The sequence below is a fragment of the Curtobacterium sp. ODYSSEY 48 V2 genome (genome assembly GCF_023712625.1).
Taxonomy (GTDB): Bacteria; Actinomycetota; Actinomycetes; order Actinomycetales; family Microbacteriaceae; genus Curtobacterium.
Genome location: NZ_JAMAXX010000006.1, coordinates 101776 through 125971, shown reverse-complemented (window position 1 = coordinate 125971; position 24196 = coordinate 101776). Strand labels below are relative to the sequence as shown.

The following is a 24196-nucleotide window of genomic DNA, read 5'->3' as shown; positions in this document are numbered from 1 at the left end:
TCGGGCCGCGACCCTCCGTCTGGGGCTCGCCGTCCGGAGCTGAACGGTCCACAGTGGATCAGCGGCCGCTTCCGAGGTCCGGAACGGGCCCGTCGCCGTAGCCTGGCCGTCGCTGACCCCCGGACGCCCGCGCCGGAGAACCGATCGGAGACCACGTGCCTGACGCGCCCCGCCGCCCCCTCGCCCGTCACGGTCGACTGCCGCGCCGTCGCGGATGGGGCACGCTGCTGGGGTTCGTCGCGGCCACGGTCGCCGTCGTCCTGGTCAGCGGCACGAGCGTCGCGGCGATCGCCGGCGCACAGCTCGCCGCGGCACCGCACACGGTCGAGCTCAGCACCGACGACCAGAACACCGCGAAGACCGCCGACATCACGGCGATGCAGGGCGGCGCGAACATCCTGCTCCTCGGCAGCGACACCCGCGTCGGGCAGTTCGACTCGGACGAGAACGTCGAGGGCGCCCGGAACGACGTCACGATCCTCGTCCACATCTCGCAGGACCACCAGCAGCTCACGGCCGTCAGCTTCCCCCGCGACCTCAAGGTCCCGATCCCGGCGTGCACGAACCCCGAGACGGGCACCTCGTACCCGGCCGTGGACAGCGAGCTCATCAACGAGTCCCTCGGGCACGGCGGGATCTCCTGCGCCGTGGACACGGTCGAGAACCTGACCGGGCTGACGATCCCCTACGCCGGACTCATCACCTTCGACGGGGTGATCGAGATGTCGAACGCCGTGGGCGGCGTCGACGTCTGCGTCGCGAAGCCCATCGACGACTCGTACACCGGCCTGCAGCTCTCGGCCGGTCAGCACACCCTCGCCGGCCAGGACGCGCTCGCGTTCCTGCGCAGCCGGCACGGCGTCGGTGACGGCAGCGACCTCGCGCGCATCAGCTCCCAGCAGGTCTTCCTGTCCGCCCTGCTCCGGAAGGTCACCTCGGACGGCACCCTGTCGAACCCGGTGACCCTCTACAAGCTGGCCGGTGCAGCGCTGTCGAACATGACGCTCTCCGACGGCCTGGCGCAGACCCGCACCCTCGTCGGACTCGCCTCGACCCTGCGGGGCATGAGCACCTCGGACATGCTGTTCGTGCAGTACCCGGTCGTCGACGACCCCTCCGACACCGCGCACGTGCTCGTCGACGAGGCGGCGGCGCACGACCTCAACGTCGTGCTGCAGCAGGACCGCAAGACCTCGCTGAGCGACTCGTCCACCGGCCGGGCGTCGGAGGAGTCCCCGACCGCGGCGGGCACCCCGGGGAGCGACGCGCCGGCGTCCGACGCGCCGGCCGCGGGGGACGATGCGGCGAGCGGAGCTGCGACCGGGACGCCCACGGGTACGGCGACCGCTGCCGGGACGCCGACGGCGACCCCGCTGCCCTCGAGCATCTCCGGCCAGTCGGCGTCCGAGCAGACCTGCACCGTCGGGAACTGAGCGCGTCGGGGACTGCGCCCGTCGGGGACTGAGCGCGTCGGGGACTGAACCCGTCGGGAACTCAGCCCGTCGGGGACCGGCGCGGTCGCGCGCGGAGCGGTCCCGGCGTCGGCCCGGCCATCGACGTGGCCGGGCCGGTGCGCGGAGTCGCACCGCGCCTCCCGGCCGACCTCGCGGTCACCGGTCACGGTCCGGACGCGTCCGGACGCCCTACGGGACGGGGACGGGCGTGACGCCGAGCGGCACGAGGCCGGAGGCGCCGCCGTCCGATGCGGTGAGCACCCAGATGCCGTCGGCGTGCACGGCCACCGAGTGCTCCCAGTGCGCCGCGTCGGAACCGTCGAGGGTCCTGATCGTCCAGTCGTCGTCGTCCGTGGAGCTGTCGATCGTCCCGGCCGTCACCATCGGTTCGATCGCCACGACCAGACCGGGCCGGACCGCCGGACCGGCACCGCGGACCCGGTAGTTGAAGACGGGCGGGTCCTCGTGCATCGACCGGCCGATCCCGTGCCCCGTGAAGTCCTCGACGATGCCCCAGGCGCCCGTCTCGTCGATGGCGTCCTCGATCACCGCGCCCACCTCGTTGAGGTTCCGTGCGTGTGCGAGCGCCGCGATGCCGTGCCAGAGCGAGCGCTCCGTGGTGTCGCAGAGCGTCTGGCGCGCCGCCGTCACGGGAGCGTCGCCGCCGGGGAGCACCGTCGTGAAGGCGCTGTCACCGTTCCACCCGTCGACCTCTGCACCGGCGTCGACCGAGACGATGTCGCCCGGCTCGAGTACGCGGTCGCCGGGGATCCCGTGGACGATCTCGTCGTTCACGGACACGCACAGGGTGTGCCGGTAGCCCGGGACGAGCAGGAAGTTCGGGACGCCACCGCCCTCGCGGATCGTCCGCTCGGCGATCGCGTCGAGCTCGCCCGTGGTGACGCCCGGGCGGATCGCAGCACGGACCGCGACGAGCGCGGCCTCGGTGAGCAGTCCGGGACGGACCATCGCGCGGAGCTCCTCCGGCGACTTGTAGATCGAGGGCTTGCGACGACGCACGAGGGGTGTCAGACGCCCGCGGTGAGGCCGCGCGAGCTGAGCGCCGCCTGGATGCGGTCCCCGACCTCGTCGATGCCGCCGAGGCCGTCCACGTCGACCACGAGACCGCGCTCGGCGTACGCCGCGACGATCGGCGCGGTCTGCTCCGTGTAGACCTCCTGGCGACGCCGGATGGTCTCCTCGTTGTCGTCGCTGCGCCCCTGGTCCTCGGCGCGCTTCAGGAGCCGCGCGACGAGCGCGTCCTGGTCGGCGACGAGCTGCACGACGGCGTCGATCGCGGCGCCCTGCTCCGCGAGCAGCGCGTCGAGGTACTCGACCTGGCCCACCGTGCGGGGGTAGCCGTCGAGCAGGAAGCCCTGCTCGGCGTCCGGCTCGGCGAGGCGCGACTTGACGAGCTCGTTCGTCAGTTCGTCGGGGACGTAGTTCCCCGCGTCCATGATCGCTTTGGCCTGCACGCCCAACGGCGTGCCCTCGGAGACGTTCTTGCGGAAGATGTCACCCGTGGAGATCGCGGGGACGCCGAAGCCCTCCGCGATGCGACCGGCCTGGGTGCCCTTCCCGGCTCCGGGAGGTCCGACGATGATGAGGCGTGCGCTCAACGGAGAAGCCCTTCGTAGTGACGTTGCTGCAGCTGCGAGTCGATCTGCTTCACGGTCTCGAGACCGACACCCACGATGATGAGGATGCTCGCGCCGCCGAACGGGAAGTTCTGGTTCGCGCCGAACAGCGCCAGTGCTGCCAGCGGGATGAGCGCGATGAGACCGAGGTAGAGCGAGCCGGGCAACGTCACCCGGGTCAGGACGAAGTCGAGGTACTCGGCCGTCGGACGGCCGGCCCGGATGCCCGGGATGAAGCCGCCGTACTTCTTCATGTTGTCGGCGACCTCTTCGGGGTTGAAGGTGATCGCGACGTAGAAGTACGTGAACCCGACGATGAGCAGGAAGTACAGGACCATGTAGAACCAGTTGTCACCCGAGGTCAGGTTGTTCTGGATCCAGGTCACCCAGGCGGCCGGCTCCGAGCCGTCCGAGGGCTGGTTGAACTGCGCGACCAGGGCCGGCAGGTACAGCAGCGACGAGGCGAAGATGACGGGCACGACGCCGGCCATGTTCACCTTGATCGGGATGTAGGTGTTGTTGCCGCCGTAGGTGCGGCGCCCGACCATGCGCTTGGCGTACTGCACCGGGATGCGTCGCTGCGACTGCTCGACGAAGACGACGGCCATCATGATGACCAGACCGACGAGGATGACGAACAGGAAGAGCTCGAAGGACTGCGACTGCTCGATCGCCCACAGGGCCGACGGGAACTGCGCGGCGATGGACGTGAAGATGAGCAGCGACATGCCGTTGCCGATGCCGCGCTCGGTGACGAGCTCGCCCATCCACATGATCAGGCCGGTACCGGCGGTCAGCGTGACGACCATGAGCATGATCGCGTACCAGCTGTCGTTCGAGATGATCGACGAGCAGGACGCCGACGCGTTCGTGCCGAAGAGGGCACCCGAGCGCGCGACCGTGATGAGGGTGGTCGACTGCAGGACACCGAGCGCGATGGTGAGGTAGCGCGTGTACTGCGTCAGCTTCGCCTGGCCGGACTGGCCCTCCTTGTAGAGGGCGTCGAAGTGCGGGATCACCACGCGCAGGAGCTGCACGATGATCGACGACGTGATGTACGGCATGATGCCGAGCGCGAAGACCGACAGCTTCAGCAGCGCGCCGCCGGAGAAGAGGTTGATGAGGTCGTAGAGCCCACCCGAGGAGCCGGCGCTCGCCAGGCAGCTCTGCACGGCGGCGTAGTCGACGAACGGCGCGGGGATGTACGACCCGAGACGGAACAGCGCGATGATCGCGAGGGTGAAGCCGATCTTCTTGCGAAGATCTGGGGTGCGCATGATGCGCGCGACCGCTCTGAACACGAGGACTCCGAACTTCTGGGACCGGCGACCCGATCGGGGTCTTCACGGTGTCGATCGGCAGCGCCGACCTGGCCGACGGACGTCAGCCACTGTCAAGGAAACCGTAACGGCGGCCCGTGCGCAAACGCACGGGCCGCCGACGGGGGTTACTGGGAGACGGTTCCGCCAGCAGCCACGATCTTCTCGGCGGCGGACGCCGAGACCTTGTCGACCGAGACCGTGAGCTTCACGCTGATGTCACCCTGACCGAGAACCTTGACCTTCTCGTTCTTGCGGACGGCGCCCTTGGCGACCAGGTCCGCGACGGTGACGTCGCCACCGTTGGGGTAGAGCTCCGCGATCTTGTCCAGGTTCACGACCTGGTACTCGACGCGGAACGGGTTCTTGAACCCGCGGAGCTTCGGGGTGCGCATGTGCAGCGGCATCTGCCCACCCTCGAAGCCGACCTTGACCTGGTAACGAGCCTTCTGGCCCTTGGTACCACGGCCGGCGGTCTTGCCCTTCGAGCCCTCACCACGGCCGACACGGGTGCGGTCCTTCTTGGAACCGGCAGCCGGACGGAGGTGGTGCAGCTTCAGCACCTGGACCCGCTCGTTCTTCTCGTCGCTCATGCGTCGACCTCCTCGACCTTCACGAGGTGCGCCACCGTCGCGATGTACCCGCGGTTCTGGGCGTTGTCCTCACGCAGGACCGTACGGCCGATGCGCTTGAGGCCCAGGCTGCGCAGGGTGTCGCGCTGGTACTGCTTCTCGCTGATAACGGACTTCGTCTGCGTGATCTTCAGCATCGCCATCACGCACCTGCCTTCTCGGTCGCGGCACGCAGCGCCGCAGCCTCGGCGTGGAGCAGACGGGCCGGGACGACCCGGTCGACGTCGAGGCCACGACGGCTCGCGACCGCGCGGGGCTCCTCGAGCTGCTGCAGCGCCTCGACGGTCGCGTGCACGATGTTGATGGTGTTCGACGAGCCGAGCGACTTGCTCAGGACGTCGTGGATGCCGGCGCACTCGAGCACGGCGCGGACCGGACCACCGGCGATGACACCGGTACCGGCAGCGGCCGGACGCAGGAGCACGACACCGGCAGCGGCCTCACCCTGCACCGGGTGCGGGATGGTGTTGCCGACGCGCGGGACGCGGAAGAAGTTCTTCTTCGCCTCCTCGACGCCCTTCGAGATCGCGGTGGGGACTTCCTTCGCCTTGCCGTAGCCGACGCCGACGAGGCCGTTGCCGTCACCCACGACGACGAGCGCCGTGAAGCTGAAGCGACGACCACCCTTGACGACCTTCGACACGCGGTTGATGGTCACCACGCGCTCGAGGAACTGGCTGTCGCCACCGCGGTTGTTGCGGTCACGACCCTGCTGACGGTCACGCCCGCCACCACGACGGCCGCGCTGGTCGGCGTTGTCGCGGTTGTTCGACGCGGAGCCCGCGGCGGTCTCGACCGGACGCTCGGCGACGGCAGGGGCTTCCGCTTCCTTGCCGGCCGCGGCCTTGGCGACGGTCTCCGTCGCAGCAGCGGTCTCGGTCTCGGCCGCTTCGTTGTTGTTCGCGATGTCGCTCACAGGTTCAGCCCTCCTTCACGGGCACCATCGGCGATCGCGGCGACGCGACCGGCGTACTTGCTCCCACCGCGGTCGAAGACCACGGCCTCGACGCCAGCGGCCTTCGCACGCTCGGCGACGAGCTCGCCGATGCGACGGGCCTTGGCCGTCTTGTCGCCGTCGAACGAACGGAGGTCGGCCTCCATCGTCGATGCGCTGGCCAGGGTGTGGCCCTTCGCGTCGTCGATGACCTGGACGAACACGTGACGCGACGAACGGGTGACGGCGAGACGCGGACGCGCCTCGGTGCCGGTGATCTTCTTGCGGAGACGGTTGTGACGGCGCGCCTTGGCGGCCGACTTGCTCTTTCCTCGGATACCGAGAGCCATGATCACTTACCTGACTTTCCGGCCTTGCGGCGCACGATCTCGCCCGCGTAGCGGACACCCTTGCCCTTGTAGGGCTCGGGCTTGCGCAGCTTGCGGATGTTGGCAGCCACCTCGCCGACGGCCTGCTTGTCGATGCCCGACACGGTGAGCTTGTTGTTGCCCTCGACGGCGAAGCTGATGCCCGCCGGCGGCTCGACCGTGATGGGGTGGGAGTAGCCGAGCGCGAACTCGACGTTGCTGCCCTTCGCCGCGACGCGGTAACCGGTACCGACGACCTCGAGGCCCTTGGAGTAGCCCTGGGTCACGCCGACGATGTTGTTCGCGATGAGGGTGCGGGTCAGGCCGTGCAGCGCACGCGAGCTGCGCTCGTCGTCCGGACGGGTGACGAGGACCTGGTTCTCCTCGACCTTGGCCTGGATGGGCTCTGCGACGGTGAGCGCGAGCTCGCCCTTCGGGCCCTTGACCGCGACGGTCTGGCCGTCGATGGCGACGGTCACACCCGCGGGGATGTCAATGGGAAGACGTCCGATTCGAGACATTGTCGATCACCACACGTAGGCGAGGACTTCCCCACCCACGCCCTTCTGCTCGGCTTCACGGTCGGTGAGCAGTCCCGACGAGGTCGAGAGGATCGCCACGCCGAGGCCACCGAGGACCTGGGGGAGCTCCGTCGACTTCGCGTAGACCCGGAGACCGGGCTTCGAGACGCGCTTGATGCCGGCGATCGAACGCTCGCGCTCGGGGCCGTACTTCAGGTCGATCGTGAGGGTCTGCCCGACGCGGGCGTCCTCGATCTTCCACTCGCTGATGTAACCCTCGCGCTTGAGGATCTCGGCGATGTTCTTCTTCAGCTTGGAGCTGGGGAGCGAGACGGCGTCGTGGTGCGCCGAGTTCGCGTTCCGCAATCTGGTCAGCATGTCTGCGACCGGATCGGTCATCGTCATGATGGTCGTCCATTCTTCGCCTGGTTTCGACACCCGTTCCACGAATGCCGACCTGAGCGATCGGGTGGTCTCCGAGCGGATCCCGGAGACCTGGGGGCCGGCGGCTGTCGCCGTCGGCCGGTGTTCGTGCGTGCGGGCCGGAGGACGTGAATCCTCCGGCCCGCAGCGCCCGGACTAGCTTAGACCGTCTGGTCGGCCGAACGGAACGGGAAGCCGAGCTGGCGGAGCAGCGCGCGGCCCTCGTCGTCCGTCTTCGCGGTGGTCACGACGGTGATGTCGAAGCCACGCACGCGGTCGATGCGGTCCTGGTCGATCTCGTGGAACATCGATTGCTCCGTGAGACCGAACGTGTAGTTGCCGTTGCCGTCGAACTGCTTGTCGCTGAGCCCGCGGAAGTCGCGGATGCGGGGCAGTGCGAGGGTGACGAGGCGGTCGATGAACTCCCACGCGCGGTCACCACGGAGGGTGACGTGCGCGCCGATGGCCTGGCCCTCACGCAGCTTGAACTGCGCGATGGACTTGCGGGCCTTCGTCACGACCGGCTTCTGACCCGTGATCGCCGTGAGGTCCTTGACGGCCCCCTCGATGACCTTCGAGTCACGAGCTGCTTCACCGACACCGGTGTTCACGACGACCTTGACCAGGCCGGGGACCTGGTTGACGTTCGCGTACCCGAACTGCTCGGTGAGGGCAGCCTTGATCTCGTTCTTGTACTTCTGCTTGAGGCGCGGCTCGACCTTGGTCTCCGGCGCGGCAGTCGTGTCGGTCATCAGAGCTTCTCACCCGACTTCTTGGCGTAGCGGACGCGGACGGTCTTCTTGACGCCGTCCTTCTCCACCTCTTCGATGCGGAAGCCGACGCGGGTCGGCTTCTTGGTCTTCGGGTCGACGATGGCGACGTTCGACACGTGGATCGGAGCCTCGTGCTGCTCGACGCCACCGGTCTTCGACCCGCGCTGCGTCTGGCCGACGCGGACGTGCTTCGTGACGAAGTTCACGCCCTCGACGACGACACGGTTCTTGTCCTTGAGGACCTCGATGACCTTGCCCTGCTTGCCACGGTCGCCGCCACGCTCCTGCTTGGCTCCCGTGATGACCTGGACGAGGTCACCCTTCTTGATGTTCGCCATGGCTTACAGCACCTCCGGCGCGAGCGAGATGATCTTCATGAACTTCTTGTCACGGAGCTCACGACCGACCGGCCCGAAGATGCGCGTACCGCGCGGGTCGCCGTCGGCCTTGAGGATCACTGCCGCGTTCTCGTCGAACTTGATGTAGGAGCCGTCCTGACGACGGGTCTCCTTCTTGGTGCGAACGATGACCGCCTTGACGACGTCACCCTTCTTCACGTTGCCGCCGGGGATGGCGTCCTTCACCGTGGCGACGATGACGTCACCGAGGCCGGCGTAGCGACGACCCGAGCCACCGAGCACGCGGATGGTCAAGATCTCCTTGGCACCCGTGTTGTCGGCGACCTTCAGGCGGGATTCCTGCTGAATCACTGCTGTCTCCTATTCCGAAGCAGGCCGGGGCCTACTTGGCCTTCTCGAGGATCTCGACCAGGCGCCAGCGCTTGGAGGCGCTGAGGGGACGGGTCTCGCTGATCACGACGAGGTCGCCGACACCGGCGGTGCCGAGCTCGTCGTGCGCCTTCACCTTGGACGTGCGACGGATGATCTTGCCGTAGAGCGCGTGCTTCACGCGGTCCTCGACCTCGACCACGATGGTCTTGTCCATCTTGTCGCTCGTCACGTAGCCGCGACGCGTCTTGCGGTAGCCGCGGGTCGAGGCGGCGGAGTTGTTCTCTTCGTTCGCCATCAGTTCTCCTCGGCGGTAGCGGCCTCGGTCGACTCGGCGGGCTTGTCAGCCTTCTTCGTCTTCTTGGCCTTGGTGGCGGTCTCGACGGGCGCGGGGGTGGCACGGATGCCGAGCTCGCGCTCACGGAGGACCGTGTAGATGCGTGCGATGTCGCGCTTGACGGCGCGGAGACGACCGTGGCTCTCCAGCTGGCCGGTGGCCGACTGGAAGCGGAGGTTGAAGAGTTCCTCCTTGGCCTTCTTCAGCTCGTCAGCGAGACGCTCGTTCTCGAAGGTGTCGAGCTCCGTCGGACGGAGCTCCTTGGAACCGATCGCCATTATGCGTCGCCCTCCTCGCGCTTGATGATGCGTGCCTTGAGGGGCAGCTTGTGGATTGCACGGGTCAGCGCCTCACGGGCGATGTCCTCGCTGACGCCGGAGAGCTCGAAGAGCACACGACCCGGCTTGACGTTGGCGACCCACCACTCGGGCGAGCCCTTACCGGAACCCATGCGGGTCTCAGCCGGCTTCTTGGTGAGCGGGCGGTCCGGGTAGATGTTGATCCAGACCTTGCCGCCACGCTTGATGTGACGCGTCATGGCGATACGAGCGGACTCGATCTGACGGTTGGTCACGTAGGCGGGCGTGAGCGCCTGGATGCCGAAGTCGCCGAACGACACCTTGGTGCCGCCCGTCGCCTGGCCCGAACGCTTCGGGTGGTGCTGCTTGCGGTGCTTGACTCGACGGGGGATAAGCATGGTTACGCCTCAACTCCTGCGCCGGCCGGCGCGTCCTGCGGAGCCTGCTGCTGACGGCCGCCGCGGTCGCCGCCACGGCGGTCCCCACGGTCGCCGCGCTCGCCACGCGGGCCGCCACGACGCTCGGGGCGCGACGAACGCTGGTTCGCCTGCTCGCGAGCGAGCTCCTTGTTCGTGATGTCGCCCTTGTAGATCCAGACCTTCACGCCGATGCGGCCGAACGTGGTCCGGGCCTCGTAGAAGCCGTAGTCGATGTTCGCGCGGAGCGTGTGCAGGGGCACGCGACCCTCGCGGTAGAACTCCGAGCGGGACATCTCGGCGCCGCCGAGACGGCCCGACACCTGGATGCGGACACCCTTGGCGCCGGCGCGCTGTGCACCCTGCAGGCCCTTGCGCATGGCGCGACGGAACGCGACACGAGCGGAGAGCTGCTCGGCGATGCCCTGCGCGACGAGCTGGGCCTCGGTCTCGGGGTTCTTGACCTCGAGGATGTTGAGCTGGATCTGCTTCTTGGTGAGCTTCTCGAGCTCGCCACGGACGCGCTCCGCCTCGGCGCCACGGCGACCGATGACGATGCCCGGACGCGCGGTGTGGATGTCCACGCGGACGCGGTCACGGGTGCGCTCGAGCTCGATGCGGGCGACACCGGCGCGGTCGAGGGTCTTCTTCAGGTACTCGCGCACCTTGATGTCCTCGGCCACGTAGTCGGCGTAGCGCTGACCGGCCTTCGTGCTGTCGGTGAACCAGTGCGAGACGTGGTCCGTCGTGATCCCGAGACGGAAGCCGTACGGGTTGACCTTCTGGCCCATTACTTGCTCGCCTTCTTGCTCGTCGCGGCAGCCTCGGCCTCGTCCGGCGTCGCGAGGACGACCGTGATGTGGCTGGTGCGCTTGTTGATGCGGAAGGCGCGGCCCTGGGCACGCGGCTGGAACCGCTTCAGGGTCGTGCCCTCGTCGACGAAGACGCGGCTCACGTAGAGGTCGCGCTCGTCGAGGAAGCTGTTCGTCGAGTCCGCCTTGACACGTGCGTTCGCGATCGCCGAGGCGACCAGCTTGTACACGGGCTCCGAAGCGCCCTGGGGGGCGAACTTCAGGATGGCGAGGGCCTCGTGGGCCTGCTTGCCGCGGATCAGCTCGATGACGCGACGGGCCTTCTGAGGCGTGACGCGGATGTGTCGCACGCGTGCGATCGACTCCACCATTTCGTTCCTCCTCTGCGTCGCCGCGTTAGCGGCGACGGCCCTTCTTGTCGTCCTTCACGTGACCACGGAAGGTGCGGGTCGGCGCGAACTCGCCGAGCTTGTGACCGACCATCGACTCGGTGACGAACACCGGGATGTGCTTGCGGCCGTCGTGCACGGCGATCGTGTGTCCGAGCATGTTCGGGACGATCATCGAGCGACGCGACCAGGTACGGATCACGTTCTTGGTGTTGGCCTCGTTCTGCGTGACGACCTTGCGGAGCAGGTGCTCGTCGACGAAGGGGCCCTTCTTCAGACTGCGTGGCATCTTCTGAACTCCTACTTGCGCTTCTTGCCGGCGTTACGGCGACGGACGATGAGCTTGTCGCTCGGCTTGTTCGGCTTGCGCGTACGACCCTCGGCCTGGCCCCAGGGGCTGACCGGGTGACGACCACCGGACGTCTTGCCCTCACCACCACCGTGCGGGTGGTCGACCGGGTTCATCGCGACACCACGCACGGTCGGGCGGACGCCCTTCCAGCGCATGCGGCCGGCCTTGCCCCAGTTGATGTTGGACTGCTCGGCGTTGCCGACCTCGCCGATCGTGGCGCGGCAGCGGGCGTCGACGTTGCGGACCTCGCCCGACGGCAGGCGGAGCTGCGCGTAGGGGCCGTCCTTGGCGACGAGACGGACCGAGGCACCGGCCGAACGCGCCATCTTCGCGCCGCCACCGGGGCGGAGCTCGATCGCGTGGATGACCGTACCCACGGGGATGTTGCGCAGCGGCAGGTTGTTGCCGGGCTTGATGTCGGCGCCGGGGCCCTGCTCGATGACGTCGCCCTGCTTGAGCTTGTTCGGCGCGATGATGTAGCGCTTCGTGCCGTCGACGTAGTGCAGGAGCGCGATGCGCGCGGTGCGGTTCGGGTCGTACTCGATGTGTGCGACCTTGGCGTCCACGCCGTCCTTGTCGTGACGACGGAAGTCGATCACGCGGTACTGGCGCTTGTGGCCACCACCGATGTGGCGGGTGGTGATGCGGCCCGAGCTGTTGCGGCCACCGGTCTTCGGCAGCGGACGAAGCAGCGACTTCTCCGGCGTCGAACGGGTGATCTCAGCGAAGTCGGCGACCGACGAGCCGCGACGACCGGGGGTCGTCGGCTTGTAGTTACGAATAGCCATGATTTATCCCTCTGGTCCTCAGCCGACAGCCGTGAAGATGTCGATCGAACCGGACTTGAGCGTCACGATGGCGCGCTTGGTGTCCTTGCGCTTGCCCAGGCCGAACTTCGTGCGACGGGTCTTGCCCGGACGGTTCAGCGTGTTGATGCTCGCGACCTTGACGTCGAAGATCTTCTCGATGGCGAGCTTGATCTCGGTCTTGTTCGAGCGGGGGTCCACGATGAACGTGTACTTGCCCTGGTCGATCAGGCCGTAGCTCTTCTCCGAGACGACCGGCGAGATGATGATGTCGCGCGGGTCCTTGTTGAAGCCGCTCATGCGGAGATCTCCTTCGCGGTCTTCGACGCGATGAAGGCGTCGAGTGCGCTCTTGCTGAAGACGAGGGCATCCGACTTGAGCACGTCGTAGGCGTTGAGCTGGCCGTACGAGAGTGCGTGGACACCCGGCAGGTTGCGGATCGACTTGAGCGTGAGCTCGTCGTCCGACTCGAGCACGACGAGCACGTTCTTGACGGGCGCGACCTTCTCGATGAGCGTGCGAGCGGTCTTGGTCGACGGCACCTCGGCCGCGACGAAGGACTCGACAGCGGAGATGCGGCCACCGCGGGCGCGGTCCGAGAGCGAGCCGAGCAGGGCTGCGGCGATCATCTTCTTCGGGGTGCGCTGCGAGTAGTCGCGCGGGGTCGGTCCGTGGACGACGCCACCGCCGGTGTGCTCCGGAGCGCGGACCGAACCCTGACGGGAGCGGCCGGTGCCCTTCTGCTTGAACGGCTTGCGACCAGCACCGCGGACCTCGCCGCGGTTCTTGGTCTTGTGGGTGCCCTGACGCGCGGCGGCGAGCTGCGCGGTGACGACCTGGTGGATCAGCGGGACGTTGGTCTCGACGTCGAAGAGCGCGGCGGGCAGCTCGATGCTGCCGGCGACGGCTCCGGTCGCGTCGAGGACGTCGATCGTGGTTGCGGTCTCGGTGGCCATGATCACTTACCCTTCACGGCGGTGCGGACGAAGACGGAGCGACCGCGCGCACCGGGGACGGCGCCCTTGACGAGCAGCAGACCCTTCTCGGCGTCGACGGCGTGCACCGTGAGGTTGAGGACGGTCACGCGCTCGCCACCCATGCGGCCGGCCATGCGCATGCCCTTGAAGACACGCGACGGGGTCGACGAAGCACCGATCGAACCGGGCTTGCGGTGGTTGCGGTGGGCACCGTGCGAAGCGGACACACCGGCGAAGCCGTGGCGCTTCATGACACCGGCGAAGCCCTTGCCCTTCGACGTCCCGACGACGTCGACCTTCTGGCCGGCCTCGAAGGTGTCGACGGTGAGCTCCTGGCCGAGCGTGTACTCGGCGGAGTCGTTGGTGCGGATCTCGGTGAGGGTGCGACGCGGGGTCACACCGGCAGCCTCGAAGTGGCCGGCGGCCGGCTTGTTCACCTTGCGCGGGTCGATGGCACCGGCGGCGATCTGGATCGCCTCGTAGCCGTCGCGCTCGACGTTGCGGATCTGGGTGACCACGTTCGGGCCGACCTCGATCACGGTGACGGGGATGAACTTGTTGTTCTCGTCCCACACCTGGGTCATCCCGAGCTTCTTGCCGAGGAGGCCCTTGACGGTCTTGGTTGAGTTCGCCATTGGTCGGTCCCCCTTACAGCTTGATCTCGATGTTGACGTCAGCCGGGAGGTCGAGTCGCATGAGCGAGTCGACGGCCTTCGGCGTCGGGTCGACGATGTCGATGACCCGCTTGTGCGTGCGCTTCTCGAAGTGCTCGCGCGAGTCCTTGTACTTGTGGGGCGAACGGATCACGGTGACCACGTTCTTCTCGGTGGGGAGCGGCACCGGGCCGACCACGGTCGCACCGGCACGGGTCACCGTGTCGACGATCTTCCGGGCCGACGTGTCGATGACCTCGTGGTCGTACGACTTGAGCCGGATGCGGATCTTCTGTCCCGCCATGTGTCTCTCTGTCCTCTCTGCGCCGCGCACCCTCGGGCCGCCTGACGCCGCCGTCACCGTGCATTCCTGCAGGGCTTGGCTGTTTTCCTGAACCAACCGGCCGCATCCTCGGGGGATGACCGCTGTTCTCCTGTCAACCGCGCAGGGCGACCGTGGCCGTCCAGCGTGGGCATGTCGCTTCCCCCACACCTGGACACAGCAGTGGCCAGGCGCTCACGAGGGACTCGATCGTGTTCTGCTGCCTGCGGCCCAACCCAGCTCCGCTGGACGGAGGGGTTGTGCACTGCCAGAGCAGTGATCCTGCGCGCGCGAACGCCCGCGGAATTCGGAACCGGACAAGTCTCGCACAGCACGTCCGTGCGTGCAACCCGGGCGTGTCGTCGGATTCCGTGGGGCGCGGAGCGGCTCGCTCCCCCGGAACGGCGGGGTTCCGGTCGGCCTGGAGGCACGGCGCACCCCGGGCGCGTCGGGCGCGTTCCCGAGGTGCTCGGTGTGCTCGCGGCGGCGCCTCCGGTGGCCGGGATCGGTCACGCCGGCGCTGCTCCGGCGGGCGCCGGTGCGGCCCCGTCGCTCCGCGAGCGGGCAGGACACGCCGCGCGGTGCGCGCCGAGCGGGCGGGATCGGTCGGGTCGAGGTGCCGAGCGCGACGGAAGCAGCCCGCTCGGCACGGCGCAGGAGGACCGGGCAGCCCGGCGAACCCTGAGGAACGGATCGTGCCCGCTCGGCGAGGCCGAGCGGGCACGATGGTGGGGGGGTCGTCCGACCCGGTCAGAACTCCTCGGGCACGGGCGGGACGAACCAGGGCGGGAAGACCGCGACGCGGGGCCCGGTGACCCGGTGCTGCGCGAGCAGCGACTTGACCTGCTGTCGGACGCGGTCGTTCGGCACACCGATCACGGCGACGGACGAGAACGGCACCCGGGGACCGGCGAGCAGCTCGAGCCCGTGCATGTCCGGGTCGGTGAAGTCGGTCCGGCGGATCAGGTTCGTCGCGGCCTCGGGACCGACGGCGAACCGCACGTCGTCGGCGTCGGCGTCCTGGTCGGCCACGATCACCGACGCGCCGAACGCGGACACCGGCACGACGAGCACGACGTACTCGGTCGCGCGGGTGCGGCGGGCGGCGTCCGACCACCGGGTGCCCTCGGCACCGTGACGGAGCTCGTCCCAGCGGGTGGCGTCGGGCGAGAGGGTGAAGGGCACGTGCCCGGAGACGGGTCCGCCGTCGGGAGCACTCGCCTCGGCGCGGGCGGCCCGCGTCTCGGCCGAGCTGACGTCGACGACCGGGGCGGCCGCGTCGGCAGCGAGGATCGCACCCTCGGCGACGATCGACGACAGGTTGTCGACGTGGGTGGCGTGGTGCGCGCGGAGCGACGCGAAGACGCGGGGCTCCGGCAGCTCGGGAGCCGCGGGAGACCGGAGCGACGACGAGCCGCGCGCGGGCGCCGGGGTGGAGCGGAGGTCGGTGGTGATGCGGGTCCGACGGGGCGTCGGCGTGGTGGGGACGGCAGGCACCTCGGCCTGTCGGGGGGAGCAGATGTCGCAGAGCTCGGTGGGGAAACCGTGGATGCACTCGTCGGTCACGACTGGGAGGGGTCCTTCCGTGCCCGGGTGGGGGAGGTCGGGCACGGTGTCCAACCGTACGTCATGATCCGCCCCCTTCCGTCACTGTCGGTAGAGCAGGGCACGCACCTCGGACTCGGCTGCGTGCAGGCGCTCGGGGTCGATGGTCTCGCCGTGCTGGTACGCGTCGAGCAGCCGCGGGTCGATGTAGCTCTGCCGGCACACGGTCGGCGTGTTGCCCAGCTCCTCGCTCGCGGCCTTCACGGCGTGCGAGACGGCCTTCTTGCGCTTCGCCTCGCTGGGTTGGGGTCCGGTGCGCGCGAGGTCCACGGCGGCGGCCACCGTGCCGTGCAGGGTGCGGAAGTCCTTCGCCGTGAACTCGTCGCCGGCGCGCTCCTTCACGTACTCGTTGATGTCCTCGGCGGCGAGGGGCTCCCACTCCGCGCCCCGTCCGTCGCGGAACGACAGCAGGCGGGCGTTCGGGCCACGCCGCTTCATCCCGGCGATGACCCGCGCGAGGTCGTGGTCGTGGATGGTCGAGGACCACTCCTGTCCGCTCTTGCCCGGGAAGTCGAGCTCGATGTCGTCGCCCGACACGTGCGCGTGCGCACAGAGCAGCGTCGACAGCCCGCGGCTGCCGTGCTCCGTGGCGTACCGCTCAGAGCCGACCCGGAGCGAGCCCTGGTCGAGCATCCGGAAGGCCGCGGCGAGGGCACGCCGACGGTCGGGCTCGGGCCGTCGCAGGTCCTGCGTCACCATCCGTCGCGCGGACGGCAGCGACTCCGCCAGGGCCAGCGCGCGGTCGTACTTGATGCGGTCCATCCGCTCGCGCCAACCGGGGTGGTACATGTACTGGCGACGACCGACGCCGTCCTTGCCGGTCGCGAGGATGTGCCCGTTCTCGTACGGCGAGATCCACACGTCGTCCCAGGCCGGCGGGATCACGAGGTCCTCGAGGCGCTGCCGGACGGCCTCGTCCGTGACGGTCTTCCCGTCCGGGTCGCGGTACGAGAAGCCCTTGCCGCTGCGGACACGGTGGTAGCCACGACCGTTGGTCGCGGAGCGGCGGAGACGGGTCACTCCGACGATGTTGCCCGTCAGCGCCTGTGACCCGTCACCGGGAACGCTCCCGGAGGAGACCAGAAGGCCGCCGGCAACGACGAAGCGGGGCCGGACCCGAAGGCCCGACCCCGCTGACGCAGTGTCTTCCGGAGAACCGGGAGTTACTTGACGATCTCCTCGACCGTACCGGCACCGACCGTGCGGCCACCCTCACGGATGGCGAAGCGGAGGCCGGCCTCCATCGCGATCGGCTGGATCAGCTCGACCGACATGGCGACGGTGTCGCCGGGCATGACCATCTCGGTGCCCTCGGGCAGCGTGATGACGCCGGTGACGTCCGTGGTGCGGAAGTAGAACTGCGGACGGTAGTTCGCGTAGAACGGGTTGTGACGACCGCCCTCTTCCTTGGTCAGGATGTACGCGTTCGCCTTGAACTCGGTGTGCGGCGTGACCGAACCCGGCTTCACGACGACCTGGCCGCGCTCGACGTCCTCGCGCTTGAGGCCACGGATGAGGAGACCGGTGTTGTCGCCCGCCTCAGCCTTGTCCAGCAGCTTGCGGAACATCTCGATGCCCGTGACCGTGGTCTTCTGCGTCGGGCGGATGCCGACGATCTCGACCTCGGAGTTGAGGTCCAGCGTGCCACGCTCGACACGACCGGTGACGACGGTGCCACGACCGGTGATCGTGAAGACGTCCTCGATCGGCATGAGGAACGGCTGGTCGGTGGCGCGCACCGGGTCCGGGACGTTCTCGTCGACGGCGGACATCAGGTCCTGGACGGACTTGACCCACTTCTCGTCGCCCTCGAGCGCCTTGAGCGCCGAGACCTGCACGACGGGGGCGTCCTCGTCGAACTCCTGCGAGCCGAGGAGCTCACGGACCTCGAGCTCGACGAGCTCCAGGATCTCCTCGTCGTCCACCATGTCGGACTTGTTCAGCGCGACGACGATGTAGGGGACGCCGACCTGGCGGGCGAGCAGCACGTGCTCACGCGTCTGGGGCATCGGGCCGTCGGTGGCGGCGACCACGAGGATCGCGCCGTCCATCTGCGCCGCACCGGTGATCATGTTCTTCACGTAGTCGGCGTGACCCGGAGCGTCGACGTGCGCGTAGTGGCGCTTGTCGGTCTGGTACTCGACGTGGGAGATGTTGATCGTGATGCCGCGGTCGCGCTCCTCGGGAGCGCTGTCGATCTGCGCGAAGTCACGGGCCTCGTTGAGGTCCGGGTACTGGTCGTGCAGAACCTTGGTGATCGCCGCCGTGAGCGTGGTCTTGCCGTGGTCGACGTGACCGATGGTTCCGATGTTGACGTGCGGCTTGGTCCGCTCGAACTTGGCCTTGGCCACTGTGGGTCCTCCTCAGGACTCGGAGAGCACGCCCCCGGTCTGACGACCGTTGGCGAGCAGGGTGTGTGTCTAACTGTACTTGGTGACGAGGGGCCCGTCGCCGGGCACCCTCGCCTGTGGAGAGAACGCCGGAGCGTTACTCTCCGCTGTTCTTCGCGATGATCTCCTCGGCGACCTTGGCCGGGACCTGGCTGTAGGTCTCGAAGGTCATCGAGTAGACCGCACGACCAGAGGTCTTGGACCGGAGGTCCCCGACGTAGCCGAACATCTCGGACAGCGGCACGCTCGCGCGGACCACCTTGACGCCCGAGGCGTCCTCCATCGAGGCGATCTGGCCACGACGGGAGTTCAGGTCACCGATGACGTCGCCCATGTACTCCTCGGGAGTACGCACCTCGACGGCCATGATCGGCTCGAGGATGGCGGGGCCGGCCTTGCGGGCGGCCTCCTTGTAGGCGATGGAACCGGCGATCTTGAACGCCATCTCGGACGAGTCGACGTCGTGCGCCGCGCCGTCCTTGAGGATGGCCTTCACGCCGACGGTCGGGTACCCGGCGAGGATGCCGACCTGCATGGCGTCCTGGATACCGGCGTCGACCGACGGGATGTACTCACGCGGGACGCGACCACCGGTGACGGCGTTCTCGAACTCGTAGACCTTCTCGGCCGTGACTTCCATCGGCTCGAGGGCGATCTGCACCTTCGCGAACTGGCCGGAACCACCGGTCTGCTTCTTGTGCGTGTAGTCGTAGCGCTCGACGACCTTGGTCAGGGTCTCGCGGTAGGCCACCTGCGGCTTGCCGACGGACGCCTCGACCTTGAACTCGCGCTTCATGCGGTCGACGAGGATGTCGAGGTGGAGCTCGCCCATGCCCTTGATCGTCGTCTGACCGGTCTCGGCGTTGAGCTCGACGCGGAACGTCGGGTCCTCTTCCGCGAGCTTCTGGATGGCCGTGGAGAGCTTCTCCTGGTCGGCCTTCGTGTTCGGCTCGATGGCGACCTCGATCACCGGCTCCGGGAACGTCATCGACTCGAGGACGACCTGGTCCGACGGGTCGCACAGGGTGTCACCGGTGGTGGTGTCCTTGAGGCCGATGACCGCGTAGATGTGACCGGCGGTGACGTTGTCGACCGGGTTCTCCTTGTTGGAGTGCATCTGGAAGATCTTGCCGATGCGCTCCTTCTTGCCCTTGGTCGAGTTGATGACCTGGGCACCGGACTCGATCGAGCCGGAGTACACGCGGACGTAGGTCAGACGACCGAAGAAGGGGTGCACCGCGACCTTGAACGCCAGGGCCGAGAACGGCTCGGTGGCGTCGGGCTTGCGGATGATCTCCTTCTCCTCGTCCTTGACGTCGTGGCCGATCATCGGCGGCACGTCGAGCGGGGACGGGAGGTAGTCGATGACCGCGTCGAGCATCGGCTGGACGCCGCGGTTCTTGAAGGCCGAGCCGCAGAGGACGGGGTAGACCTCGGAGGCGATCGTGAGCTTGCGGATCGCGCCCTTGATCTCGTCCTTGGTGAGCTCCTCGCCACCGAAGAACTTCTCGAGCAGGGCGTCGTCGGTCTCGGCGACGCGCTCGATCAGCTTCGCGCGGTACTCCTCGGCGCGGTCCTGGAGGTCCGCCGGGATCTCCTGGACCTCGTACTGGGCGCCCATGGTCACGTCACCCTTGGCGTCGCCGGGCCAGACCTTGGCGTGCATCTCGATGAGGTCGATGACGCCGACGAAGTCGTTCTCGGCACCGATCGGGAGCTGGAGCACGAGCGGCTCCGCACCGAGGCGGTTGATGATCGTGTCGACGGTGAAGTAGAAGTCGGCGCCGAGCTTGTCCATCTTGTTGACGAAGCAGATGCGCGGGACGTCGTACTTGTCCGCCTGACGCCACACGGTCTCGGACTGGGGCTCGACGCCCTCCTTGCCGTCGAAGACGGCAACGGCACCGTCGAGGACGCGGAGCGAGCGCTCCACCTCGACCGTGAAGTCCACGTGACCGGGGGTGTCGATGATGTTGATCTGGTTGTTGTCCCAGAAGCAGGTCGTCGCGGCCGACGTGATCGTGATGCCGCGCTCCTGCTCCTGCGCCATCCAGTCCATCGTCGCGGCGCCGTCGTGGACCTCACCGATCTTGTGCGTGATGCCCGTGTAGAACAGGATGCGCTCGGTCGTCGTGGTCTTGCCGGCATCGATGTGCGCCATGATGCCGATGTTGCGGACCTTGTTCAGGTCGGTGAGCACGTCCTGTGCCACAGGTTCCTCCGGAAGAGTTGTAGGAGAGGTTGGCGTCCGGGTGGGCGCCGACGGTTCATGACCGCCAGCACCCACCCGGAGCCGGGACTACCAGCGCCGGACTTACCAGCGGTAGTGGGCGAAGGCCTTGTTCGACTCGGCCATCTTGTGCGTGTCCTCACGGCGCTTGACCGCGGCACCGAGACCGTTCGACGCGTCGAGGATCTCGTTCATGAGACGCTCGGTCATCGTCTTCTCGCGACGGGCCTTGGCGTACGAGGTGAGCCAGCGGAGCGCGAGGGTGTTCGCGCGGTGCGGCTTGACCTCGACCGGGACCTGGTAGGTCGAGCCACCGACGCGGCGGCTGCGGACCTCGAGGGTCGGACGGACGTTGTCGAGCGCCTTCTTCAGCGTCGCGACGGCGTCCTGCTGGTTCTTGGCGGTGACGCCCTCGAGTGCATCGTAGACGATGCGCTCGGCGAGGCCCTTCTTGCCGTCCAGGAGGATCTTGTTGACGAGCTGCGAGACGATCGGCGCGCCGTACACCGGGTCGGCGACGACGGGACGCTTCGGGGCGGGACCCTTACGAGGCATCTAACTCAACCCTTCTTCGCGCCGTAGCGGCTGCGGGCCTGCTTACGGTTCTTGACGGCCTGGGTGTCCAGGGCACCGCGGATGATCTTGTAGCGCACACCGGGGAGGTCCTTCACACGACCGCCGCGGACGAGCACCATCGAGTGCTCCTGCAGGTTGTGGCCCTCACCGGGGATGTAGGCCGTGACCTCGGTGCCGTTCGAGAGCTTGACACGAGCGACCTTGCGCAGGGCCGAGTTCGGCTTCTTGGGGGTGGTGGTGTAGACGCGGGTGCAGACACCACGCTGCTGGGGGTTCGCCTTCAGTGCCGGCGCCTTGGTCTTGACGACCTTGGGCGTACGACCCTTGCGAACGAGCTGCTGGATGGTAGGCAACTGTTCTCCTGGTTCTTCGCTCGTGTTCTGGCCGACGCCTTCCGTCGGCTTCCTCATCCCACGCTGATCACCGCCTGACGGCGGAGGGGAGGTCGTGGGATGGATGACCCGGTACGGTCTCGTCGAGGACGACGAGGGTGACCCGGGATTTCGGGCGCGCCCGAGAGCGCACACCCGGTAGAGACTACCCGCGTCACACGGCGAAATCAATCCGGGCGCGTCGCGCTCCGAGCGACCCGCCGACGCGCCAGGCCGGCCCCGTACCGGACCGCACCGGTCGGGGCGGAGGCGGGGCGGGCCTCCCGGCCGTCGACCGCGGGTCCGGGCCGGTCCGCGTCAGGAACCCGAGTCCGACGACCCGTTCCCGACGGCCGACTCGAAGGTGGCGCCGTCGTCGGAGAAGCCCGACACGTACCCGCTCGCGTTCACGTTCATCGGCCCCGCCGTGGCCGTGCCGACGCCGTCGGGTCCGGAGATGTCCGCGGTGAAGGTGGCGCGGCCGAGCGTCGTCGTCGAGATCGTCCACCCGCGCGACAGCCAACCGCCGACCGTGACCTCCGGGCGCTGCTCGAGCGTCCACTTCTGGTTGGTGTAGGTGTACGCCGGGTCCTCGCCGTAGGCGTAGAAGCTGCAGCCCGCGGGGGCGGGGTCGGTGGAGGCGATGCAGCCGTCCACCCAGCGGTCGACCGCCTGCTGCGCGGCCTGCTTGCCGTCGTCGGTGAGCTCCGTCGTCAAGGACACCGGCACCGAACCGGTCCCGCTGAACCCGGGGACACGAGCGGAGGCGCGCTCTGCCGTGAACCACTTCCCGCCGTCGACGGTCACGTCGTACGTCCCGGGCAGCGCGGTCAGGTTCGCGATGCCGTCGTCGGACGTCCGGACACGCTGGCCGGCGACCTCGACCGGGGTCCCGCCGGGGCCGCGCACCGAGACCTGCACCCGGCCGAGGTCGGGGGCCTCGAGCTCCCACACCGGGAAGACCCCCCAGTCGGTCCCCGTGCGGTCGAGCGTGAAGGTGGAGGCGACGTCCCGGCCGCCCTGACGGAGGTAGGCACGCACGGTCGCGGTGTCGCCGTCGGTGCGCGTCGCCGCGATGCGGTACCCGGTGACCCGGTCGGACGCCTTCGCGTAGGCGGCGTCGGTGAGCAGGACGTCCTCGTCGTCGTGGTCCACACCTGCCAGGCGCAGCGCGTCGTCGACGTGACCGGCGGTCAGGTCGTCGAGGAAGGCCCGCACCGGCCGGTCGGCCGAGTGCGAGGAGGACTGGAGCGCGTACCCGACGACCCCCGTCGCGAGCAGCAGGACCACGGCGGCACCGCCGGCGATGATCCCGACCAGTGCGCCGCGGCGCATCCGGCGACGAGGCCGTCGTGCAACGGGGACGGCCGCCGGGACCGGTGCTTCCTGCGTCCCGCGGATCGTGTCGACGTGCGGGACACGTGCCCACCCGTCCGGCTCATGGTCGGTCATGCGTCCCCCGTCGTGCCTGTTGCGTGCCCCCGGATCCTACCGCCGACCGGCGCCGCGGGACCGGGGCTGTGGCCGGCGCTGTGGAGCGCGGGCCGGAGTCGGAGTCGGGGCGGGGTCGGAGGCGCACGCATGCACGGCGCGCGACAGCCGGGGGGCGCCGAGCGCGCGGGTGACTCCTAGCGGCGGTCGCCCTCCACGCCGGGGGTCGCGCCCGCCGGACGCTGCCGGGCCTGGTAGCGGGCGGCGGAGACGCCGCCGACGACGCAGAGCAGCGCCACGACGACGGACCCCACGACGAACGGGCTCAACGCGGACCCCGCCGGGAACACGAGGAGCTCGGTACCGTCGCCCCGCGTCATCGAGTACCCGATCGCACCCGTGCCGAGCATGACGAGGTACGTACCGGCAGCGGCGACGAGCCCGGTGACGCCCGGGTTGCCCTCGCGGATGCCCGCGGCGGTGGCGAGGAACACGACCGCGGCCGCCGCGACCACCATCGTGGGGCCGAGGTAGGGACTCGCGTCCGGCTGCGGGATCGCCTCGACGTCGGCGAGCAGGGCTTCGAAGCCCGTCACCGCGATGACGAGCGCGATGAAGAGGACCGACGTCATCGTCGCGATCAGCCACCGGGACATGGCTCGATGCTACTGCCGGGCACCCTGGGTGGCGGGTTGCGGCGCCGTCACGTCACCGTGCGGCGTGCTCCTGCGCGTGCTGGGGTCCCTGCGCTGCGGGGCTGCCCTGGGTCACCTGGTGCTGCGCGGAGTCGTCCTGGGTCGCCTGGTGCCGCTCGGGGCCGCCCTGGGTCGCCTGGTGCTGCGCGGCCGCGACGAGCGCGAGCGCGATCGTCGCCGTGATGACGGGGACGGACTCCGTCATGGGAGCGACGGGGGCCGTCACTGTGCCGTCCTGGAGGCGCGACTCGCCGCGGTCGCGCTCCCCCGGCTCCGCCTCGTGGTCGCGCAGGGCCGGCCCGACGACCGGCAGGACCGCCGTCGTCGTCGGCGGCTCGCTGTGCAGGACCGGCGCCGTCGGCAGGGCCGACGCGCTCGGCAGGGCCGAAGCCTGGTTCCGGGCGGCCCGACGTGCGCGGCCCATCCTGACCAGGACGACCACCGCGATGACCGCCCAGATACCGTTCACGATCGTCGACGGGATCGCGTGGTGCGCAGCGACGTTGACGGCGACGGAGAGGCCGCCGACCAGGTTGAGGGACTGGTAGAGCGGCCCGTTCGGGATCTTGCCCAGTGAGAACAGCAGGTAACCTGCGAGGACGGTTACGGCTCCGAACCAGCCGAGGAACTCCACGATTCCGACCAACACGCGCGACTCCGGGCACGACGAGGAACGGCCGTCCTGAGGCGACCGTCCGAGAGGGGTGTGAGCAGCCGCGAGTGCGGCGTCGGGAGCATCGTAGGCA

General features: G+C 68.8%; 33 protein-coding genes. 1 reads left to right on the top strand and 32 read right to left on the bottom strand.

Going from position 1 to position 24196, the window contains the following annotated elements:
- Positions 1-155 precede the first annotated feature (155 nt).
- Positions 156-1433 carry an LCP family protein gene (locus M3666_RS10765; protein ID WP_066657002.1) on the top strand — a complete coding sequence of 426 codons (1278 nt, stop codon included), beginning with the start codon at positions 156-158 and terminating at the stop codon, positions 1431-1433.
- 210 nt (positions 1434-1643) lie between these two features.
- On the opposite strand, the gene map is transcribed toward M3666_RS10765, so the two are convergent.
- From map to M3666_RS10605, 32 genes are all read right to left on the bottom strand, one after another.
- Positions 1644-2423 carry a type I methionyl aminopeptidase gene (map, locus tag M3666_RS10760; protein WP_251155281.1) on the bottom strand — a complete coding sequence of 260 codons (780 nt, stop codon included), beginning with the start codon at positions 2421-2423 and terminating at the stop codon, positions 1644-1646.
- A 59-nt stretch (positions 2424-2482) separates the two neighbouring features.
- The gene (locus tag M3666_RS10755; protein WP_251155197.1) at positions 2483-3073 is read right to left on the bottom strand and encodes an adenylate kinase; all 591 of its coding nucleotides are present in this window, start codon (positions 3071-3073) and stop codon (positions 2483-2485) included.
- Complete coding sequence (gene secY, locus M3666_RS10750; protein WP_066657008.1) at positions 3070-4392, bottom strand: preprotein translocase subunit SecY; 1323 nt, start codon at positions 4390-4392, stop codon at positions 3070-3072. The genes M3666_RS10755 and secY overlap by 4 nt, the downstream gene beginning before the upstream one ends.
- Positions 4393-4538: 146 nt before the next feature.
- Positions 4539-5003 carry a 50S ribosomal protein L15 gene (gene rplO, locus M3666_RS10745; RefSeq protein ID WP_066657012.1) on the bottom strand — a complete coding sequence of 155 codons (465 nt, stop codon included), beginning with the start codon at positions 5001-5003 and terminating at the stop codon, positions 4539-4541.
- Entirely contained in the window at positions 5000-5185 is a 186-nt protein-coding gene (gene rpmD / locus M3666_RS10740; protein ID WP_031273241.1) for a 50S ribosomal protein L30, read from the bottom strand. The genes rplO and rpmD overlap by 4 nt, the downstream gene beginning before the upstream one ends.
- The gene (rpsE, locus tag M3666_RS10735; protein ID WP_081985128.1) at positions 5185-5958 is read right to left on the bottom strand and encodes a 30S ribosomal protein S5; all 774 of its coding nucleotides are present in this window, start codon (positions 5956-5958) and stop codon (positions 5185-5187) included. Before rpsE ends, rpmD begins: the two co-directional genes overlap by 1 nt.
- The gene (gene rplR, locus M3666_RS10730; RefSeq protein ID WP_066657014.1) at positions 5955-6326 is read right to left on the bottom strand and encodes a 50S ribosomal protein L18; all 372 of its coding nucleotides are present in this window, start codon (positions 6324-6326) and stop codon (positions 5955-5957) included. Before rplR ends, rpsE begins: the two co-directional genes overlap by 4 nt.
- A 2-nt stretch (positions 6327-6328) precedes the next feature.
- Positions 6329-6865 carry a 50S ribosomal protein L6 gene (gene rplF / locus M3666_RS10725; RefSeq protein ID WP_066657016.1) on the bottom strand — a complete coding sequence of 179 codons (537 nt, stop codon included), beginning with the start codon at positions 6863-6865 and terminating at the stop codon, positions 6329-6331.
- A 6-nt stretch (positions 6866-6871) separates the two neighbouring features.
- The gene (gene rpsH / locus M3666_RS10720; RefSeq protein WP_065960021.1) at positions 6872-7270 is read right to left on the bottom strand and encodes a 30S ribosomal protein S8; all 399 of its coding nucleotides are present in this window, start codon (positions 7268-7270) and stop codon (positions 6872-6874) included.
- Positions 7271-7449: 179 nt separating this feature from the next.
- Positions 7450-8040 carry a 50S ribosomal protein L5 gene (gene rplE / locus M3666_RS10715; protein ID WP_066657018.1) on the bottom strand — a complete coding sequence of 197 codons (591 nt, stop codon included), beginning with the start codon at positions 8038-8040 and terminating at the stop codon, positions 7450-7452.
- Entirely contained in the window at positions 8040-8399 is a 360-nt protein-coding gene (gene rplX, locus M3666_RS10710; protein ID WP_066657021.1) for a 50S ribosomal protein L24, read from the bottom strand. Before rplX ends, rplE begins: the two co-directional genes overlap by 1 nt.
- Before the next feature lie 3 nt (positions 8400-8402).
- Entirely contained in the window at positions 8403-8771 is a 369-nt protein-coding gene (gene rplN / locus M3666_RS10705) for a 50S ribosomal protein L14 (RefSeq protein WP_017885523.1), read from the bottom strand.
- 31 nt (positions 8772-8802) lie between these two features.
- Positions 8803-9087 (bottom strand): 30S ribosomal protein S17, encoded by a 285-nt coding sequence (gene rpsQ, locus M3666_RS10700; RefSeq protein WP_066657023.1) that lies wholly within the window; start codon positions 9085-9087, stop codon positions 8803-8805.
- Positions 9087-9404, bottom strand: a complete 318-nt coding sequence (rpmC, locus tag M3666_RS16755) for a 50S ribosomal protein L29 (protein ID WP_058728265.1) — start codon at positions 9402-9404, stop codon at positions 9087-9089. Before rpmC ends, rpsQ begins: the two co-directional genes overlap by 1 nt.
- Positions 9404-9823, bottom strand: a complete 420-nt coding sequence (rplP, locus tag M3666_RS10690) for a 50S ribosomal protein L16 (protein ID WP_066657030.1) — start codon at positions 9821-9823, stop codon at positions 9404-9406. The genes rpmC and rplP overlap by 1 nt, the downstream gene beginning before the upstream one ends.
- Positions 9824-9825: 2 nt before the next feature.
- Positions 9826-10632 (bottom strand): 30S ribosomal protein S3, encoded by an 807-nt coding sequence (gene rpsC, locus M3666_RS10685; RefSeq protein WP_066657031.1) that lies wholly within the window; start codon positions 10630-10632, stop codon positions 9826-9828.
- A complete protein-coding gene (gene rplV / locus M3666_RS10680; RefSeq protein ID WP_056121420.1) occupies positions 10632-11024 on the bottom strand; it encodes a 50S ribosomal protein L22 in 393 nt (130 codons plus the stop codon). Before rplV ends, rpsC begins: the two co-directional genes overlap by 1 nt.
- Positions 11025-11049: 25 nt before the next feature.
- Positions 11050-11331, bottom strand: coding sequence for a 30S ribosomal protein S19 (gene rpsS, locus M3666_RS10675; protein ID WP_017885529.1), 282 nt, complete (start codon positions 11329-11331; stop codon positions 11050-11052).
- An 11-nt stretch (positions 11332-11342) separates the two neighbouring features.
- Positions 11343-12182, bottom strand: coding sequence for a 50S ribosomal protein L2 (gene rplB / locus M3666_RS10670; RefSeq protein ID WP_058728264.1), 840 nt, complete (start codon positions 12180-12182; stop codon positions 11343-11345).
- A gap of 18 nt (positions 12183-12200) precedes the next feature.
- Positions 12201-12500 (bottom strand): 50S ribosomal protein L23, encoded by a 300-nt coding sequence (rplW, locus tag M3666_RS10665; RefSeq protein WP_058742338.1) that lies wholly within the window; start codon positions 12498-12500, stop codon positions 12201-12203.
- The gene (rplD, locus tag M3666_RS10660; protein ID WP_066657033.1) at positions 12497-13156 is read right to left on the bottom strand and encodes a 50S ribosomal protein L4; all 660 of its coding nucleotides are present in this window, start codon (positions 13154-13156) and stop codon (positions 12497-12499) included. The genes rplW and rplD overlap by 4 nt, the downstream gene beginning before the upstream one ends.
- A gap of 2 nt (positions 13157-13158) precedes the next feature.
- Positions 13159-13812 carry a 50S ribosomal protein L3 gene (rplC, locus tag M3666_RS10655; protein ID WP_022903285.1) on the bottom strand — a complete coding sequence of 218 codons (654 nt, stop codon included), beginning with the start codon at positions 13810-13812 and terminating at the stop codon, positions 13159-13161.
- A 13-nt stretch (positions 13813-13825) separates the two neighbouring features.
- Positions 13826-14134, bottom strand: a complete 309-nt coding sequence (gene rpsJ, locus M3666_RS10650) for a 30S ribosomal protein S10 (protein ID WP_022903286.1) — start codon at positions 14132-14134, stop codon at positions 13826-13828.
- Between the two features lie 768 nt (positions 14135-14902).
- Positions 14903-15718 carry a DarT ssDNA thymidine ADP-ribosyltransferase family protein gene (locus tag M3666_RS10645; RefSeq protein ID WP_066657034.1) on the bottom strand — a complete coding sequence of 272 codons (816 nt, stop codon included), beginning with the start codon at positions 15716-15718 and terminating at the stop codon, positions 14903-14905.
- 81 nt (positions 15719-15799) lie between these two features.
- On the bottom strand, positions 15800-16777 hold the full coding sequence (locus M3666_RS10640; protein WP_066657035.1) for a DNA topoisomerase IB: 978 nt from the start codon (positions 16775-16777) through the stop codon (positions 15800-15802).
- Between the two features lie 143 nt (positions 16778-16920).
- Positions 16921-18108 (bottom strand): elongation factor Tu, encoded by a 1188-nt coding sequence (gene tuf / locus M3666_RS10635; RefSeq protein ID WP_058728450.1) that lies wholly within the window; start codon positions 18106-18108, stop codon positions 16921-16923.
- A gap of 136 nt (positions 18109-18244) precedes the next feature.
- Complete coding sequence (fusA, locus tag M3666_RS10630) at positions 18245-20359, bottom strand: elongation factor G (protein ID WP_066657042.1); 2115 nt, start codon at positions 20357-20359, stop codon at positions 18245-18247.
- A gap of 102 nt (positions 20360-20461) precedes the next feature.
- On the bottom strand, positions 20462-20932 hold the full coding sequence (gene rpsG, locus M3666_RS10625) for a 30S ribosomal protein S7 (protein WP_058742332.1): 471 nt from the start codon (positions 20930-20932) through the stop codon (positions 20462-20464).
- Between the two features lie 5 nt (positions 20933-20937).
- A complete protein-coding gene (gene rpsL, locus M3666_RS10620) occupies positions 20938-21306 on the bottom strand; it encodes a 30S ribosomal protein S12 (RefSeq protein ID WP_058728453.1) in 369 nt (122 codons plus the stop codon).
- Positions 21307-21642: 336 nt separating this feature from the next.
- A complete protein-coding gene (locus M3666_RS10615) occupies positions 21643-22776 on the bottom strand; it encodes a hypothetical protein (RefSeq protein ID WP_209684902.1) in 1134 nt (377 codons plus the stop codon).
- A 176-nt stretch (positions 22777-22952) separates the two neighbouring features.
- Positions 22953-23411: a DUF6121 family protein gene (locus M3666_RS10610; protein WP_066657046.1), complete on the bottom strand. Its 459-nt coding sequence runs from the start codon at positions 23409-23411 to the stop codon at positions 22953-22955.
- A gap of 52 nt (positions 23412-23463) precedes the next feature.
- Positions 23464-24099 (bottom strand): hypothetical protein, encoded by a 636-nt coding sequence (locus M3666_RS10605; RefSeq protein WP_251155196.1) that lies wholly within the window; start codon positions 24097-24099, stop codon positions 23464-23466.
- Positions 24100-24196 lie beyond the last annotated feature (97 nt).

What these genes read in the sequence shown, in the direction of transcription:
- rplE (WP_066657018.1), bottom strand. Translation starts at nt 8,040, where the DNA reads ATGACCGACACGACTGCCGCGCCGGAGACCAAGGTCGAGCCGCGCCTC.
- rplV (WP_056121420.1), bottom strand. Translation starts at nt 11,024, where the DNA reads ATGGTGGAGTCGATCGCACGCGTGCGACACATCCGCGTCACGCCTCAG.
- M3666_RS10615 (WP_209684902.1), bottom strand. Translation starts at nt 22,776, where the DNA reads ATGACCGACCATGAGCCGGACGGGTGGGCACGTGTCCCGCACGTCGAC.
- map (WP_251155281.1), bottom strand. Translation starts at nt 2,423, where the DNA reads ATGGTCCGTCCCGGACTGCTCACCGAGGCCGCGCTCGTCGCGGTCCGT.
- rplD (WP_066657033.1), bottom strand. Translation starts at nt 13,156, where the DNA reads ATGGCCACCGAGACCGCAACCACGATCGACGTCCTCGACGCGACCGGA.
- rplP (WP_066657030.1), bottom strand. Translation starts at nt 9,823, where the DNA reads ATGCTTATCCCCCGTCGAGTCAAGCACCGCAAGCAGCACCACCCGAAG.
- rpsH (WP_065960021.1), bottom strand. Translation starts at nt 7,270, where the DNA reads ATGACGATGACCGATCCGGTCGCAGACATGCTGACCAGATTGCGGAAC.
- rpsS (WP_017885529.1), bottom strand. Translation starts at nt 11,331, where the DNA reads ATGCCACGCAGTCTGAAGAAGGGCCCCTTCGTCGACGAGCACCTGCTC.
- rplR (WP_066657014.1), bottom strand. Translation starts at nt 6,326, where the DNA reads ATGGCTCTCGGTATCCGAGGAAAGAGCAAGTCGGCCGCCAAGGCGCGC.
- rpsJ (WP_022903286.1), bottom strand. Translation starts at nt 14,134, where the DNA reads ATGGCGGGACAGAAGATCCGCATCCGGCTCAAGTCGTACGACCACGAG.
- M3666_RS10610 (WP_066657046.1), bottom strand. Translation starts at nt 23,411, where the DNA reads ATGTCCCGGTGGCTGATCGCGACGATGACGTCGGTCCTCTTCATCGCG.
- rplX (WP_066657021.1), bottom strand. Translation starts at nt 8,399, where the DNA reads ATGGCGAACATCAAGAAGGGTGACCTCGTCCAGGTCATCACGGGAGCC.
- rpmC (WP_058728265.1), bottom strand. Translation starts at nt 9,404, where the DNA reads ATGGCGATCGGTTCCAAGGAGCTCCGTCCGACGGAGCTCGACACCTTC.
- rplO (WP_066657012.1), bottom strand. Translation starts at nt 5,003, where the DNA reads ATGAGCGACGAGAAGAACGAGCGGGTCCAGGTGCTGAAGCTGCACCAC.
- rplC (WP_022903285.1), bottom strand. Translation starts at nt 13,812, where the DNA reads ATGGCGAACTCAACCAAGACCGTCAAGGGCCTCCTCGGCAAGAAGCTC.
- rplW (WP_058742338.1), bottom strand. Translation starts at nt 12,500, where the DNA reads ATGAGCGGCTTCAACAAGGACCCGCGCGACATCATCATCTCGCCGGTC.
- rplB (WP_058728264.1), bottom strand. Translation starts at nt 12,182, where the DNA reads ATGGCTATTCGTAACTACAAGCCGACGACCCCCGGTCGTCGCGGCTCG.
- rpsC (WP_066657031.1), bottom strand. Translation starts at nt 10,632, where the DNA reads ATGGGCCAGAAGGTCAACCCGTACGGCTTCCGTCTCGGGATCACGACG.
- rpsG (WP_058742332.1), bottom strand. Translation starts at nt 20,932, where the DNA reads ATGCCTCGTAAGGGTCCCGCCCCGAAGCGTCCCGTCGTCGCCGACCCG.
- rpmD (WP_031273241.1), bottom strand. Translation starts at nt 5,185, where the DNA reads ATGGCGATGCTGAAGATCACGCAGACGAAGTCCGTTATCAGCGAGAAG.
- rpsQ (WP_066657023.1), bottom strand. Translation starts at nt 9,087, where the DNA reads ATGGCGAACGAAGAGAACAACTCCGCCGCCTCGACCCGCGGCTACCGC.
- rplF (WP_066657016.1), bottom strand. Translation starts at nt 6,865, where the DNA reads ATGTCTCGAATCGGACGTCTTCCCATTGACATCCCCGCGGGTGTGACC.